This is a genomic window from Alteromonas sp. WD8-37 (assembly GCF_055326825.1).
On record NZ_JBUZOV010000001.1, the window covers coordinates 1,073,827 to 1,089,850 of the forward strand.

Genomic DNA, 16,024 nt, shown 5'->3' on the forward strand with positions numbered 1-16,024 from the left:
TTTGCCAGTTAACGGCAAAGCCCAAGACACAAAAAAGCCGGGCGATTGCCCGGCTTTTTCAGCAGTATACTGCTTAGAAGCTGCTGTTATACTGCACACTGAAGATATGTGCGTTGGCAGATTGCCCACCTGTGAAGGTCGATACAAAACCGGCTTCAGCAAATGTGTTGTCAGTCTTGGCAACACGGGCTTCACGGCCGTTAATGTAAGCATAGCCCAGGTCGATGGATTGTGTATCAGCCAGCGCATAGCTTAAACCAGCCGTGATCCAGTGACGGTCTGTATCCGGAATGCTCAGTGAACGATTTTCTGTGGTTACCGCACCATCGTCATAGGCATAACCGGCACGCAAGATCACTTCGCGGTTTAGCTGGTATGTCACACCCAGCGCACCGCGCCAGGTATCATCAAAGTTTTCTTCTTTGATGGTTTGGCGGAAACCGTTGTCCAGTTCCATTTCCAGCGTGTCGAACGTACTCCAGTCGGTGAATACCACACTGGCCTGCACCGCCCAGCGATCGCTGATCTTTTGATTTACCGCCAGCTCAGTAATTGCTGCCAGGTTCAGATCCAAACCACCGCCCTGATTTAGCGCGGCATTCAGGTCAGAAGACACATCACCTTCTAATTCCAGTTCTGTTTCGGCGCGGTAAGATAAACCAACACTGGTGCCTTCCAGCGGCTGCCAGAAGAAACCGGCGTTCCAGCCAAAGCCCCAGTCGTCACCTTCTAAGAACAAAATCGACGCATTACCCGGCAGCGCGCCGCCAGTCAGCTGGCCTAATGCCGCAGGTGTAGAAGTAGAAATCTCGGCTTCTGCATAGGTGGCGCTGACACCAAAACCCATGCTCAAGGTGTCGGTCAGCTTGTATGCCACGGTAGGATTCAGTGTGACTGATTTAACCTCAGCAGTATCAGCAAAATGCAGCGCAGTGAAATCATCGCTGTAATCGGTGCGCAAGCCGTACGTGGTGAAGGCGCCAATGCCCACGGTCCATTTGTCATCCACCGGCGCAATATAATAAGCAGACGGTACGATGGCTGAGTCGGCGATATCGTCTTCGCTGGCGTCAAATGTTTGCGTCATCGGCCCCATGGGGGTTTGCAAAGTAGCATCCAAAGATCCTTCCACATCAATATTCGGGTTGATGTAGCTGGCACTAATACTGAACTGCTGACGATCAAACTGGCTGATGGCCGCGGCATTGGTGGTTAGCACAGTCGCATCTTCAGGGGTGGCAGCCTGCCCGGCAAAAGCCCGGCCCAGGCCACTGGCGCTGTGCTCGTTGACCTGAAATCCGGCAGCCATAACCGATGACGATGCGCAGGCTAATGCCACGCCCACAGATACAAATAATTTAGTGTGTTTGTACATAAAGCTCTCTGGTTTTTTTGCTTGTTCGAGACTGGCCGCAGCAGTCACAAAGGTGCCAGGCAGGCCATTTAGTACGAGAGCTTACGTAGAAGTGATACGCCCTGCAATATCCGCTGGTCGCAAATGAGTGTTATTTGAGCGAACAATTTACTAATTTTTTATTTAAGCGCAGTTAACACACATTTAGCTAACATATTTAACATTTTTGTATCATTTTTACGCTTAATTCAGTTTTGATCACATAGCTAAAATGCAACTTCAGCGTACACCATGTTTCACTTAGTTGAAGTGATACTGCTGCAGGATCAGGCTGGTTCGGCCTGCTCCACCACACGAAACTGGCGCTCCAGCTCGCTAACCCCGATGCCGCTTTTTTTGCTAACCTTAAGCTGGACGGGAATGCGCTCTTTCAATGCTTCAATATGACTGATGACGCCAATCATCTTGCCACTGGCATGCAGATTATCCAGTGCCGCCAGCGCCATATCCAGGGTACCGGCATCCAGGGTGCCAAAACCTTCATCTAAAAATAATGAGTCGATGCTGGTCTTGTGGCTGACCAAATCGGATAGCGCCAGTGCCAGCGCCAGGCTGACTAAAAAGCTTTCGCCGCCGGATAAGGTTTTGGTGTCGCGCCGCTCATCCGCCTGCCAGGTATCAACCACCGCCAGTGCCAGCCCTTCGCTGTGGCTGCGTTGCAGCAAATACCGCCCATGTAGCCGGGCCAGTTGCTGGTTGGCCAGATACACCAGATTATCCAGCGTCAGGCCTTGGGCAAATTTTCGGAATTTGTCCCCACTGGCTGAGCCAATAAGCGAATGTAAATAGCTTAAATCGTCATAGTGCTGCTGTTGGGTGTCGATGCGCTGCATCAACGCTTGGTGGCGTTCTCGCTGCTGGGCATCGCTGCGTAATTGCTGGGCTATTTCGCCTAACTCCCCCACGATAATTTCACGCTGTTGCTGCGCTGCCTCCACACTAGCGGTGACCTCGGCATGCGGAGTTGCCTGCCAGGTGGAAGCATTAGTATGATGGTGCAGCCGCTGTAATTCTTCTACTGCGGTGTCCAGCAAAGTCGAGGCTTTTTGCAGCGCCTGATCCTGGGCTTGTTTTTGCTGCTGCCACTGCGCTGCCTGGTCAGCATCTAGCAGCGCCTCGGTAAAGGCCTTTTCATCGGCAAAGACGCTCTGGCCAAGTTGCTGCTGCCACTGCGCATGATACTGCTCACAGTCTTGTTGCACCTGCTCTGCCCGTTCGCTTAAATAGGTCAGCCGGGACTGCTGCTGGGCGAATGCCTGTTGCGCCTGATGGGCCTCGTCCACCGCGGCCTGGTGATCGGCACCAGCCTGGCTGGCCCGGCGGCGCAGCTGCTCACGCTCTGCCAGCGGATCTTTATCCTGATACAGCTGGCTACGGTCTAGGCGCAATTGCTGAACCTGACGCTCGGCGTCATCCAGGGCCTGGCGGGCGGTCTTAAGCTGCTGCTGATGTTCGGCGAATTGCTGCTCACACGCATCCAGCCTGGTGCGCGCAGCATCGCGGGCACTGGCCGCCTCTTGCTGCGCTTTTTGCTGCGCACTGTAGTCGCCGGCATCCTGCTGTTTTTGTTCCAGCCATGCCGCCAGGTCGTCAGGCAAGTCGGTATAGCCTTTAGCAGCTATCTCGCGATGTAATGCATCGTGCTGGTCGGCCACAGTGGCAGACAGCTCATCACAAGCTGTCTGCATCGCTGAATGATTGTGCGCCAGCTGTTCTACCTGCTGTTCCAGATACTGAATTTGCTGGGTGAGCTGGTCGCTGGCATGGCGCTGTTCATCGTAGTCACGCTGGCATTGCTGCTGCGCGCTACCCGCCTGCCGCAGCGCCCGTAGCGCCTCCTGTGACCGGCTAATCTTACCTTCCAGCGCACCGCGAAGCTGACTGAGTGCCTCCGCGTCATCAATTGCGGCGGTGGTATTTAAGGCTGCCACCGCCTGGGTCCAGCGCTGTTTGGCCTGCCCCTGCTGCTCGGTTAACCGGGCCTGGCGGGTTTGAGTCTGGGCCAGCAGCTGACTGGTGGCCGCCAGCTCTTCTTTGCACTGGCGGCCCTGCTCTTCAATCTCGGCCATTTGCCGGCGGGCTTCATCGCGGCGGATTACGGTATCGGGAATGTCAGTGTGGGGCAGCTCTGGATGCTCGGTAGCGCCGCACAAGGGGCAGGCTTCATGCTCTTGCAGGCGCTGGCGAAATTCGGCCAGAATCGCTTCCTGGTCCACCAGCCGCGCAAGATCTTCTGCATGGGCGCGCTGCTGGCGATAGTCCTGTTGCAACCGGCTGCGTTTGGCCGCTAGCTGCTGTTCCTGCTCCACCAGATCGGTATGCTGTTGCGCCACCTGGTGCGCTTCTTCTGTATACTGGACATAAGCCTGGCGGGCAGCTTCGGCTTCATGAAAATGTGGCCACTGGCCATTGGCCTGGCTGATTTGCTGCTCAAGCCCGGGCTCATCGCCATGAGTTTGGCGTAGCTGCTCCACCTGCTGCTGTGTACTTTGTAGGGCTGCTTCACCGGCGGCCAGTTTCTCATGGGCTGGTGCCAGCGCCTGCCGGGCCTTATCTAACTGCGTTTGGTGTTGCTGCCACTGGGTGTGAGTATTGGCCAGCGCGCTGTGCTTGTCGGTCAGCTCGGCTTCAGCCCGGCCCAATTGTTGCCACTGCTGTTGCCAGACCTCCAGTTTGCCGGCTAACGCCTCATCGGCAGCATGCTGGGAAAGATAGTCCTGGGCCTGTTGCCAGCTAGCCTGCGCAGCGTCAACCTGCTGGTGTAATGCTTGCTGCTGTTCGTGCAAGGTTTTGCAGCGCTGTTCAGCCTGCTGGAACTGTTGCTGATGCTGGTCTTGCTCGCGTTGGGCCTGGGCCAGCTGGTTATCCAGCGGAATGACCTGTTGTTCAATGAGCTGTTCTTCACGCTGCAGAGTTTGCCGGGCCTGTTCGGCAGCCTGGCTGGCCTGTTCGGCCTTCTCATTAGCGTCTTGTGCCTGCTGCCGGGCCTGCTGCACACTCGCTTGTTGCGCAGTTAATTGCTGGCCCACCGCATCGCGTTCCTGTTCGGCCTGTTGCCACTGCCGCCAGGCCGGCTGAATTGCCTGGGCCTGCTCATGCGCCTGCAGCGCGCTGCGCTGGTCAGCTGCCTGCTCAATGGCGATATTGGCCGCATGGCAGGCTTGCTGGGCGCTTTGCTGTTGCTGCTGGGTCTGCTCGACCCGCTCCCACCATTTTTGCTGTTGCTGCAATTCGTTTAACTGGCCATCCAGTATTTGACGCTGTGCCTGCAAGGTCTGCTGGCGGCTGGCCAGCGCCGTGGCGTCTTGTTCGGATAAGGTGTCAATGCCCTGGGCCATGGCCCGTAACTCGCCGAGCGCATTTTTTGCCTCGCTAAAGCGGGCATGCACCGCCTGGGAAATCTGACCGTAAATTTCGGTGCCGGTGAGCTCTTCAAGCAATTCGGCGCGATCAGCCTCATTGGCATTTAAAAATGCAGCAAAATCGCCCTGGGCCAGCATCATAGATTTGGTGAAACGGGCAAAATTGAGCCCGGTGAGCGTTTCTATCGCCTGGCTTTTTTGCTTTACCTGGGTGGCCAGCACTTCGTGGGTATCCACCCGGGCCAGCTCTACATCGGCCGGCTGCAAATTACCATCGGCTTTACCGCGGGCCCGGCGCATGCTCCAAAATGCGCGGTAGGCAACGTCTTTGACTTCAAATTCCACCTCGGCCAGGCATTCTGCGGTACCGCGTGACATGATCTCATTAGACGATTGCGAGACCGCGCCCAGCCGTGGGGTTTGGTGATACAGCGCCAAGCAAATGGCATCCAGCAAGGTGGTTTTACCCGCCCCGGTGGGCCCGGTGATGGCAAACAAGCTGTTATCGGCAAATACCCCGCGGGTGAAGTCAATCTTCCACTCGCCTTTGAGCGAGTTTAAGTTTTTCAGCCGCAATGACAAAATTTTCATGCCTGCTCCTCCTTGACCTGTGCACAGATGCTGTCAAAACAAGCCTGGATGCGCGTGACCTGGCGCTGTTGGGTCTCTGTTTCAAAGGTTTCGGCGGCCAGCCGGCGGGCAAACACTTCTTCCACCGACAGCTCGGTGAGGGTTTCGCGCTGCTGGCGGCTCAGGGCCACAGTGCGGTTGCGGGCGCGGCGCAATTGCAGCACCTCTACATTGAGCGCTTCGGTCATCGCCTGCACCCGCTGGTGCAGATCCGACAGATAATCCTGGATGTGCACTTCCAGGCTAAGCCATACTGTGGTGTCGGCATCCTGATATTGTTGCAGCTGCGCTTCAAGCCCTTCTAAATCGCCGCTGTGGCTGGCCATCGGCTGAAACACCGGCACCGCTAACGAGGTAATGTGTGGCGTGGTGCCGGTAGCAAAATCGGCCAGCACCACCTGTTTGTCATGTTTAAGCTCATCAAAGCTCAGCGCAATGGGTGAGCCGCTATAACGGATGGTGTCAGACTTGGCTACTTTTTGCGGCCGGTGAATGTGGCCCAACGCGATATAATCGGCGGGCGGAAAGCCCTCCGCTGCAAAACCTTCCAACGTGCCGATATAAATATCGCGCACACTGTCGGACTGCTTTACGCCTAGCGCGGTAAGATGGCCGGTGGCAATAATAGGCACATCCCGGTCCAGGGCGGCGCGCATATCGCAAGCCTTTTGATACAAAGTGGCATAATGATCTTTGATGGCCTGGCCCAGGGCCTGGCGCTTGTCCTGCCCGCTTTCGCCAGCCTGACTTTGCAGCACATCGCGCGGACGAATAAAGGGCACTGCGCAGATGATGGCGCCCACTTCACCTGCCCGGTTTTGCATTGTAAGCACCTGTTCCTCCACGGCCAGGCCGGTACTGGCGATCACATGGGTATTGAGGCAGGCCAGCACCTGGCGCGACTCATTTAGCACCGACACCGAATCATGGTTACCGCCCAGCACCACCAGCACGCACCCGCGCGCCTGCAAGTCCACCACAAACTGGTTGTATAACTGCCTGGCATAGCTGGGCGGCGTGCCGGTATCAAACACATCACCGGCCACAATCACACAATCCACCGCGTGCTGCTCCACCTGCTCCAGCAGCCAGCCAAAAAAGGCCTGGTGCTCGGCATGGCGCGACTGAGTAAAAAATGTCTGACCCAAATGCCAGTCTGAGGTGTGCAAAACTTTCACGCAGATCTCCCGCTACGATTGCCAGCAAAAATACAAAGCGGGCATGGTAGCGCACTTGCGCGCACCACGGCATTACCTTTTATCATAAGTGCTGAAAAAGCCATCAGCGATGCCTTCTTCATCATCTACGACTAGGGTCGCATTGTGGCCCTTGCTCACACTTCATACACTCACCGTTAACCAATAATTAACACAGAGGTAACTATGTCGGAACAAACTCAGACCGATTATGCATCGATGTGCCGGCCTCGTTCTTCGTTTGCAAGCCGCAACGAGTACTTAGAGCACGAGCTGCAGGTAATGTCACCGCGGCGCTGGCGCCCCAACCTGCCCTTTCGCGATTACCGTTTTGAATGGGAAGATCTGGTGCCCGGCATGGCCGCCACCATCGGCAAAATCGTCATGGTGGCTGCCATTGTCGGTGCATTTGCTGCGCCGCTGGGCTTAGACTCTGCCTTTGTGATTGAAAATGTGCGCTTTGAACTGCTCATCGCTGCTGTGCTGTTTGTTATTTTGATCTCAGGCTTTTTAAACCCCTCGGCCAACCTGGCCGGCACCCATGGCCCGCTAATCCCCCTGGTGCCATTAATTGTCGCCTCCGGCGGCCACCCCATGGCATTAGGCTTACTGGTAGGAGTCTTTGGCTTTTTACTGGGGATCACCAAAGGCGGCAGCTTGCTGGCCAAGCTGACCAGTAATGGCGTGTGCGGCGGGCTGTTGCTCTACCTGGGTTTTATCGGCATTTCCGGGCAGGTGCAAAAGATGTTCACCTGGGCAGAAGGCTTCGACATGGGCTACCTGGCGTTTATTGTGCTGGTAGCCACCATTGCCATGTATGCCTGGCTGGAGCATATCCAAAAACGCTGGCTGGCGATCCCGCTAGGCGCTGGGATGGCAGCAGCCATTGCGCTGATCATGGGTGCGCCGTTTGAATTTACTACCCAACCCGGCATGCCCAACCTAAGCCCGTCTTACTGGTGGGGTGAAAACACCGGCTGGCAGCTGGGCTGGCCTGACTGGTCACATTTTGTGGCGGTATTGCCCTTCGCGGTTTTGGCCGTGGCCATGTGGTCGCCAGACTTTCTGGGTCATCAGGTATTTCAAAAAATCAGCTACCCGGAAAAAACCGAAAAAGTGCGCATGAACATTGATGACACCATGATGGCAGCGTCTGCGCGCCAGGCCGTGGGTAGCTTTTTGGGCGGCGGCAATATCTCGTCTTCCTGGGGCACCTACATTATCCCGGCATCGATTGCCCGGCGTCCCATTCCGGCCGGCGCAGTGGTCACTGGTGTCTTGTGCATTATCGCGGCCTTATGGGGTTACCCCATGGACCTGGCGGTATGGCCGCCGGTGCTTAGCGTGGCACTAATAGTAGGTGTATTTTTACCGCTGATGGAAGCCGGCATGCAAATGACCCGCGAAGGTAAAACCACCCAGTCTGCGGCAATGGTAGTGATCTCCTCGGTCTTGGTTAACCCGGTGTTTGGCTGGTCGTTTGCCATGTTACTGGACAACATTGGCTTGATTGGTTGTAAGTCGCGGGCCCAGGAATTAGGCAAACGTGGCCGCTGGATCATCCCCGGCATCACCTTTGCGCTGCTGTGTACGGTCATGGCCATCATCGGCATGTTCCCGGGAGTACCGGCACTGCTGGATACCTTCAACTAAGTTCACCCTTCACCCGACCCCGTTGGCGCTTCCTTACCGAAGCGCCTTTTTTTTTTGCAAACTTACTCATGTAAATCAGACCAAACACCTTCCTGCCCGACTTTTGCCGGTGTTCAGGCATCTCATTTTTATCTGCGGCGTACAAACCACACCGCATGCCAACAACCGGTAAGGAGACTCCCATGGCGTTTAAAGGTGAACATAATACCCGCCCCGACTACGATACCGTGATCCAGGATATTGCCGACTATGTGATGCGCGAGGATATCGCCTCTGATGAAGCCATCAGCACCGCCCGCTATTGCCTGATGGATAGCCTGGGTTGTGCGCTTTTGGCGCTGCGCTTTCCCGAATGTACCAAGCACCTGGGCCCGAGCGTCTCTGGCACGCTTGTGCCAAACGGAGCGCGTGTTCCCGGCACTCAGTTTTGCCTGGACCCGGAAAAAGCTGCCTGGGACATTGGCTGTCTTATCCGTTGGCTGGACTACAACGATACCTGGCTGGCCGCAGAATGGGGGCACCCTTCAGATAACCTGGGCGGTATCCTGGCGATGGCCGACCACATCAGCCAGACCCGGCGCGCCCGTGGCGAGGCCCCCCTAACCGTTGAGGATGTACTGCTGGCCATGATCAAAGCCCACGAAATTCAGGGTGTGCTGGCGCTGGAAAACAGCTTTAACCGGGTGGGCCTGTGCCATGTGTTGTTAGTACGGGTGGCCACTACCGCGGTAGTGGCGCAGTTGATGGGCGGCACCCGCGAGCAAATCATGGCAGCGGTGTCCCATGCCTGGGTTGACGGGTCGGCGCTGCGTACCTACCGGCATGCACCGAATGCAGGCTCCCGAAAATCCTGGGCGGCCGGCGATGCCAGTGCCCGCGGTGTGCGCCTGGCCGATATCGCCCTGCGCGGCGAAATGGGCATTCCGGCGGTACTTACCACCAAACAATGGGGCTTTTACGATGTGGCGTTTAGCCATACCAATAAGGATTTGGCGCTTAAACCCGAAGGACAGCGCCAGTTTACCCGGCCGCGCGATTACGGTTGCTATGTGATGGAAAATATTTTATTTAAGCTGTCGTTTCCGGCCGAGTTTCATGCCCAGACGGCTTGTGAAGCCGCTGTCCAGCTGCACCCGCAGGTGCAAGGTAAGCTCGATAAGATTGAGCGCATTGAACTGACCACCCACGAGTCGGCCATTCGCATTATTTCAAAACAGGGCGCGCTGGCGAACCCTGCCGACCGAGATCACTGCCTGCAATACATGACTGCGGTGCCGCTGTTGATTGGCGAACTCAGCGCCGAGCATTACGAAGACGCTTTTCATGCTGACCACCCGCAAATCGATACCTTGCGCAAAAAAATGGTGATCACGGAAGACCCCGGCTACACCGAGGCGTACCTGGACCCGCACAAACGCGCCATTGCCAATGCGGTGCAGATCTTTTTTGACGACGGCACCGCCACCGATAAAGTCGAAGTGTTATACCCCATCGGTCACCGGCGGCGCCGAGATGAAGGGATCCCGGTACTGGAGCAAAAATTCAAGCGTAACCTGGCCACCCGCTTTCCGGTTGCACGCTGCCAAACAATCACCGAGCTGTTTGCCCACCATAAGGCACTGGATAACACCGCTGTAGATGAGTTTATGACAATGCTGGTGATTTGAAGCAGGCGCAGGTGCGATTTTGTGCTATCTGATTGGTATTTTTGAGCAAACACATCTACGTTTGAACAAAACCATCATCAAAATAAATGCTCATGAACCTGACAATTCGCACCTATATCAATGCGCCGGCTGAGACAGTGTGGCAGGCAATTTCTGATATCGAAAATTGCCAGCAATGGATTTCGGCCATTAAGAATATCGAAATCCTACAGCGCCCGTCTGATGGCCTGACCGGGTTAAAATGGGCAGAAACCCGGGTGATGTTCGGTAAAGAAGTCACCGAAACCATGTGGATCACTGAATATACCCCCGGCACTTCTTACAGCGTACAGTCCGAAAGCTGCGGCGCAATTTTTGACAGCCAACTGACTCTTTTTGAACAAGCCGAGGGCGTAGAGTTAAGTATGCAGATTGTCACCCGCGAACTGACCATGGGGGCAAAAGTATCCGCCCTACTGCTCGGCTGGCTGATGAAAGGCCAAATGGAAAAAGCCTTGCAGCAGGATCTTGAAGATATTAAATATCATTGTGAAGCAGAATTGGTTACACAGGCGGGGTGATTAAAAGCACGATCCCCCCTTCGAAGCGCGTTAATGCCTGGCCAATAACGCTAGAATTTCAGCACGTTTGGCGCGCTTAGCAATGTCCACTGCGGATTGACTACGGTTGTTGGTTTGCGTGACATCACCGCCATGCGCAAGCAAATATTCAAACTGTGCTGTTTTACCCAGGTAGGCTGCGTCCATTAATGGAGTATCGCCGTTATTGTTTCCCTGATTTATGTTAGCGCCAGCCTCAACTAATAATTTTATCAACGCCAGGTTATTAGTGTTCCAGCCAGTGATAATAAGAGCAGTATCGCCTGAGCGGGTCACCGCATCAATATTTGCGCCCTGCCCCAATAATAGCTTTACGCCCTGAATAATATCCGGCGACTCAAGATAGTAAGCAACATAATAAGGCAGTACCGCACTATTAGCATCGTGTTGAGTAGGATGCGCAGCAAAGTGCGCCATAAAGACATCGACAATGTCAGATTGCCCTTGTCTTAGTGCAAACTCAAACGGCGAGTAATGGCTGACTTTTGCCGACATCACGTTAAAGTTACTATTGAGTAGCGCTTTAGCCATAGACGGTTTATTTTGCATAATGACTTGATAAAGCAATTCAGCAAGCACGCCTGATTGCCAAGAGTCTTCGTTAGAAAAGGCTGCAGTAAAGGCTGTCAGGTTATCCTGATAAACAGCATCGATGGCCGGATGGTTGGCTACCACAGGTTGTGGGGCCTGCTTCATTGTGCTGGTGATCCACGGCCTGTGCGAAGACACCCGCGTATAATATTCTCCCACGCCATAATTGCCTTCCTTATGGCCGCGGCTGATTTGATAGGAACTTATCCCAATCACATACCGTTTGTCGTCCTGGATAAAAAAAGCCGGACCGCCGCTGTCGCCGCGCGAACTTATCCCTTCAAGCTCAGTGGCGTGAGGCGGTGCATCAAACGTAAATGACACAACATGCTCGTTCACATCATCGACGGTATTCGTTGCGCCGCGCTGTTTACCATCGTCGCGAATCAACCCGTCGCGCCCGTTGCCATATGTGCCCCGGCCCACAAAAATCACCGGCATGTCTGATTCATCGCGCTGAGCATAGAGGATTGCTGGATGGCCTTCATCAATGGCGTCTTTTAACTGCACCAGGGCGATATCGTTGACTTCATCATTATCCGAAGAATAATCAGGATGGATGAAGATGGTCTCAATGCGGTATTTTTGGTTTTGGTGACGGGCAAAAACCAGCTCGTGCTCTCGGTTATACAGGCAGTGAGCGGCAGTCAGAATCCAATTGTTATCAATAAGTGTAGCAGCACAGCCGCCTACATAAGCCACAGAAGCAGAATAACGCTCACCTAATTCAAGATATTCGTCATCACTTTTATCGTGCCGAATCACTATCGCGTTGGCCATAGCAGACAACACCAACAATATAAGGCCGGTGAATACACGTACTCTTGTCACGATTAAATTCCTTCTGGTTTTTACCGATGCTGACGCTGCAGGGGGGCAGATTTGCGCGTTTCCTGCGCAGAAAACGTGACTCCTGCTAGCCGTGGTCTCAAGGTAAGCATATTTGCTAAGCTTTATAGCCACTGAGTAAAGATAGTAGTGACCTCGGTCAGGTCCGGCAATACCAGCTTTGTTTCACGATGTTTCATACGCATCAAGTAGCAGAGTTGCATATTAAACGTGAGTTTACCCAATTCTAAATAACTGACAAGAAGGTGAAGTCGTACACAATTAAGAGCTAGCTTGATACCTGACCGTCACTCAGTTTAAGAGAGTTATCATTCAATTAAAGCCATGCAGACCAGGGCTTGCAAATATATCTATGTCGCTATTGAGGATGAGACGACTATTGATCGAACGGTTGGGATGAATTTCTGTAAACACGAAATACCTCGGAAGAAAAACTTACGAAGTTGCTTAATGTATAATATCTATTTTGTTTGATAGCGCTTGAGGATCAAGCTAGCGGGGAAGAGAGAAGTTGGTCGGTGTGAGAGGATTTGAACCTCCGACCCCTGACACCCCATGACAGTGCGCTACCAGGCTGCGCTACACACCGACCGAAAGAGCGGACAAGTCTACCCATTTTTTTGCTGATTGCAATCCAGAAGAGGTATTTTTTAGCGTCGTTCTGTTTAAGCGGTGTATTTTTAAGCTAGTAATTCAATGCCCTAAACAATTTGTCTAGTTTCCGTCCAATACTGTCAGGTATTTTTACAGCTTTGCGGTCAGCGCAAAGTGCACCTCTGCTAAAAATTTGAATATAATAATTTTTTTATACATGGCCTGATCCTTGTAACCCCAAAAAGTGACAGCGCCTTGTTGTTACCCCGCGTAAAGCCACTGCCATCTATCTGCAAAAAATATCCTAAGTCTGGAGATCAACATGAAAACCTTTTGTCGTTTTCTATTACTCAGTTGTATCACGTTGTTCAGCCTGCAGGCGCAAGCTGTAATCATTTCATGGACAGATTGGATAAGTTCAGCCACCACCAGCAGCGCCATGGGTGAACTGGATGTTAACGGTACCATTGTTGATGTTGAGTTTAGTGCAACGTCGCCCTATTCCTTTATTCAAACCGGCGCCGGGACGAACTACTGGACAGGTCCGGCGTACACCAACGGTAATGTAGAAAATTCCCCCACACCTTCTGAACAAATTGCATTGAATCAGGGCGGAATGGTCACACTGACATTCAGTGAAGCCATTCAAGATGTTTATATTGCGATGAATAGCTGGAATGGCAATGTGGTGGAGTTTGATACTGATATTATCATTGAAAGCTTTGGTACAGGCTTCTGGGGCACCGGTACAGCCGTGGTTAATGGTGACGGCGATGGCTTCACCGGAGCAGGAGAATTTCACGGAATAGTATTGGCAGAAGGCGAGTTCAACAGTATCTCTTTTAGCCATACCAGTGAAAACTGGCATGGGTTTACCCTGGGTGTGGCTGCGCTAGCCGGCACACCTCCACAACCACCCACCAACGTTTCTGCACCGGTCACTCTAAGTCTGATGCTGAGCATTGCAGGTTTGTTGGCTTGCCGTCGTAAAGTAAACTAACCCCTTCTAGCCAGGTCAGGCGTCTATCTGTGTTGGGCGCGTTTGACCTGGACCTTACAGTATTTATGCTGTTCGACGGCGTAGCTTTAGTTGATAAATTATTATTCTGAGTCTTGCTTGTCAGCGCTAATCCGGCTGGCATCGGCGCCGGCCTGGCCTTTGTATTTGGCATCGGCGCGGGAGTTGTAGGGCTTTTCGGCTGGCTGGGACAGCAGTTCAAAGCTGAGCGCGCCAATGGTCATTTTGGGGCGCAGCGCCAGAGGCAGTTTGCCGCTGTTGAAAAATTCCAGTACCACATTGCCCGACCAGCCCGGGTCGATTCGATGAGCAGTAACATGCACCATCAACCCGAGTCGTGCCAGCGACGAGCGGCCATCTAACCAGCCGACAATATTATCTGGCAGGGTGACTGATTCATGGGTGACCGCCAGGGCTAATTCGCCTGGATGTAAAAAGAAGGCTTTGCCATCGGGCAATTCAATCTCATCGCTCATCACTGAATTGAGCGCCGCCTGCACTTCTTCTTTGGGGCCGCTTAAATCAATATATGGCGCCTGATGATCTTCAAACACCCGAAATTTGTTGCCCAGCCGGATATCCACGGTCACACCGCTGATTTGATTGTAACTGGGCATGGGATCGATGCTGATCTTGCCGGTTTGTAGATGCTCAAAAATGTCGCGGTCGCATAAACGCATGAAGTTATTCCGATGGGTCGCAAATGGCGGCTATTATGCGCGCTCTGCCTGGCGTGCACAACTGATCTCACCGCGGGTTAGCGGCCTCCCGTTGCGGAAGAAAAGTGTTTTTCAATGCGTTCGAGCTTTGAAAGCACCGTGTGTAACATCACACTCAATAGAGAAAGCGCCGCAAACGTCAAGTAGGTAGCATAAAGAAAAGTTTCTTCACTATTGAAAAATACGAATACCACTAAGAGTAAAAATAAAATATAGGCTACTTTAAACACATTTAACTTATTCATTATTAGTACGTCTCATTAATAGAAATATATAAATAAAGTCTGCCACCGCCCACTTCATCAGTGGGCGACCAAAAGCTTGTTTAAGGGTGTGCATAATGGCCAATAACGAGCATTGAACCACCGACAGCTAATCCAAAGAGAGCAGTAGCGGGGCCGCCAGCAAAGCCCAATCCTATAACTGCTAAACCTCCACTGTCCCAATCTAATCGTGCGCCAGATACCAATTGAACTTCATTTTTTTCAAGTACTTTCATCATGATTCTTTTCTAAAAACAGATATTGTGTGCTTCATTTCACACACGATACATAGTGCCATGTCTCAAAATGAATATAACTGTACTCAAGCATGGAAAACACCGTTACCAACTACACCGGTTTAAAACCGATGGGATCGCCTTTGATGTGGGTGTCCTGGGTACTGGCCGGTACACTTAGTGCCAGCTGCATGGAGGTGGCGCGGGCGATTTCGCGGTACAGCTCGGCTAGCGGGCTGTCCGGCTCGGTCACCACCAGTGGCGTGCCGGCATCGGCATGTTCGCGGATGCGGGTATTCAGTGGCAATGCACCTAACAGCGGCAGCTGGTATTTGTCGGCCAGGGCTTCGCCGCCGTGCTGATCAAAAATGGCATCTTCATGGCCGCATTTTACGCACTGATAAAAACTCATATTTTCAATGAGCCCTAACACCGGCACATCCACCTTATTAAACATGGCAATACCTTTTTGCGCATCCGCCACCGCCAGGTCTTGCGGGGTGGTGACAATCAACGCGCCGGTGACCGGCACTTGCTGAGCCATGGTCAGCTGGATATCGCCGGTGCCCGGTGGCATATCCACAATCAGATAATCCAGCACCGGCCACAGGGTTTCATCCAGGATCTGTTTGAGCGCACGGCTGGCCATGGGGCCGCGCCAGACCGCAGCATCTTCCTGCCCCACCAGATAGCCGATGGAGTTAGCCACAATGCCCCAGGCTTCGGGCGGCTGCATATGTTTATTATCGCTGCTGCTGGGATGGGTGTCCGGGTTACCCAGCATGATGGGCACCGACGGGCCATAAATGTCCGCATCCAAAATGCCCACCCGAGCACCTTCCTGATGCAGCGCAAAGGCCAGATTCACCGCGGTGGTGGATTTACCCACCCCGCCCTTGCCGGAGGCCACCGCAATGATATTTTTTACATTGGTTACCGGCGTATGCTTGGCTGCGCCGCTGGCTATCTGACTAATGATTTTTACCGACCAGCCTGACACGCCCTGGGCATCAAGTTGCTCGGCAAGATGGGCGCGAAGCGCCTGATGTTGAGAGGCGCACGCAAATGGCAGAGTTACTGTCACCTCAGGCTTGGCCGTGTGCACCCAGCCGGCTACATCGTGTGTGTCTAACGAAAAGTAAGCTGCCAGCGCCTCGCTCACAGTCTGTTGGCATTTTTTGTCGCCGCGCTTGAAGATCATACTTCGCCCTTTATTGGTCTGGAGGTGCAATT

Annotated in this window: 12 protein-coding genes and 1 tRNA gene; 4 read left to right on the top strand and 9 right to left on the bottom strand. The window is 53.4% G+C overall.

From position 1 onward, the window contains the following. Positions 1 to 73 precede the first annotated feature (73 nt). The 3 genes from ACTUJZ_RS04760 to sbcD form a co-directional block, all read right to left on the bottom strand. Positions 74 to 1,375: an OmpP1/FadL family transporter gene (locus ACTUJZ_RS04760; RefSeq protein ID WP_463635104.1), complete on the bottom strand. Its 1,302-nt coding sequence runs from the start codon at positions 1,373 to 1,375 to the stop codon at positions 74 to 76. A 305-nt stretch (positions 1,376 to 1,680) separates the two neighbouring features. After that, positions 1,681 to 5,367 (bottom strand): AAA family ATPase, encoded by a 3,687-nt coding sequence (locus ACTUJZ_RS04765; protein WP_463635105.1) that lies wholly within the window; start codon positions 5,365 to 5,367, stop codon positions 1,681 to 1,683. Next, entirely contained in the window at positions 5,364 to 6,584 is a 1,221-nt protein-coding gene (sbcD, locus tag ACTUJZ_RS04770; protein ID WP_463635106.1) for an exonuclease subunit SbcD, read from the bottom strand. Before sbcD ends, ACTUJZ_RS04765 begins: the two co-directional genes overlap by 4 nt. 204 nt (positions 6,585 to 6,788) lie before the next feature. On the opposite strand from sbcD, the gene ACTUJZ_RS04775 reads away from it, so the two are divergent. The 3 genes from ACTUJZ_RS04775 (at position 6,789) to ACTUJZ_RS04785 (ending at position 10,482) form a co-directional block, all read left to right on the top strand. Further along, complete coding sequence (locus ACTUJZ_RS04775; RefSeq protein WP_463635107.1) at positions 6,789 to 8,255, top strand: DUF3360 family protein; 1,467 nt, start codon at positions 6,789 to 6,791, stop codon at positions 8,253 to 8,255. 182 nt (positions 8,256 to 8,437) lie between these two features. Further along, positions 8,438 to 9,922 carry a bifunctional 2-methylcitrate dehydratase/aconitate hydratase gene (locus ACTUJZ_RS04780; RefSeq protein ID WP_463635108.1) on the top strand — a complete coding sequence of 495 codons (1,485 nt, stop codon included), beginning with the start codon at positions 8,438 to 8,440 and terminating at the stop codon, positions 9,920 to 9,922. Between the two features lie 92 nt (positions 9,923 to 10,014). After that, positions 10,015 to 10,482, top strand: coding sequence for an SRPBCC family protein (locus ACTUJZ_RS04785; RefSeq protein WP_463635109.1), 468 nt, complete (start codon positions 10,015 to 10,017; stop codon positions 10,480 to 10,482). A gap of 30 nt (positions 10,483 to 10,512) precedes the next feature. On the opposite strand, the gene ACTUJZ_RS04790 is transcribed toward ACTUJZ_RS04785, so the two are convergent. Together ACTUJZ_RS04790 and ACTUJZ_RS04795 are read right to left on the bottom strand one after the other, a co-directional pair. Then, positions 10,513 to 11,943 (bottom strand): trypsin-like serine protease, encoded by a 1,431-nt coding sequence (locus ACTUJZ_RS04790; protein ID WP_463635110.1) that lies wholly within the window; start codon positions 11,941 to 11,943, stop codon positions 10,513 to 10,515. A gap of 530 nt (positions 11,944 to 12,473) precedes the next feature. Next, positions 12,474 to 12,550: transfer RNA gene (locus ACTUJZ_RS04795), tRNA-Pro, on the bottom strand. A gap of 327 nt (positions 12,551 to 12,877) precedes the next feature. On the opposite strand from ACTUJZ_RS04795, the gene ACTUJZ_RS04800 reads away from it, so the two are divergent. Beyond that, positions 12,878 to 13,555, top strand: a complete 678-nt coding sequence (locus ACTUJZ_RS04800; RefSeq protein WP_463635111.1) for a hypothetical protein — start codon at positions 12,878 to 12,880, stop codon at positions 13,553 to 13,555. Positions 13,556 to 13,656: 101 nt separating this feature from the next. Here the strand turns inward: ACTUJZ_RS04800 and dcd are convergent, their stop codons facing one another. The 4 genes from dcd to apbC form a co-directional block, all read right to left on the bottom strand. After that, positions 13,657 to 14,253: a dCTP deaminase gene (gene dcd / locus ACTUJZ_RS04805; protein ID WP_463635112.1), complete on the bottom strand. Its 597-nt coding sequence runs from the start codon at positions 14,251 to 14,253 to the stop codon at positions 13,657 to 13,659. A gap of 77 nt (positions 14,254 to 14,330) precedes the next feature. After that, positions 14,331 to 14,537: a hypothetical protein gene (locus ACTUJZ_RS04810; RefSeq protein WP_463635113.1), complete on the bottom strand. Its 207-nt coding sequence runs from the start codon at positions 14,535 to 14,537 to the stop codon at positions 14,331 to 14,333. Positions 14,538 to 14,617: 80 nt separating this feature from the next. Then, on the bottom strand, positions 14,618 to 14,794 hold the full coding sequence (locus ACTUJZ_RS04815; RefSeq protein ID WP_463635114.1) for a hypothetical protein: 177 nt from the start codon (positions 14,792 to 14,794) through the stop codon (positions 14,618 to 14,620). A 109-nt stretch (positions 14,795 to 14,903) separates the two neighbouring features. Beyond that, complete coding sequence (gene apbC / locus ACTUJZ_RS04820; RefSeq protein WP_463635115.1) at positions 14,904 to 15,992, bottom strand: iron-sulfur cluster carrier protein ApbC; 1,089 nt, start codon at positions 15,990 to 15,992, stop codon at positions 14,904 to 14,906. Between the last annotated feature and the right edge of the window lie 32 nt (positions 15,993 to 16,024).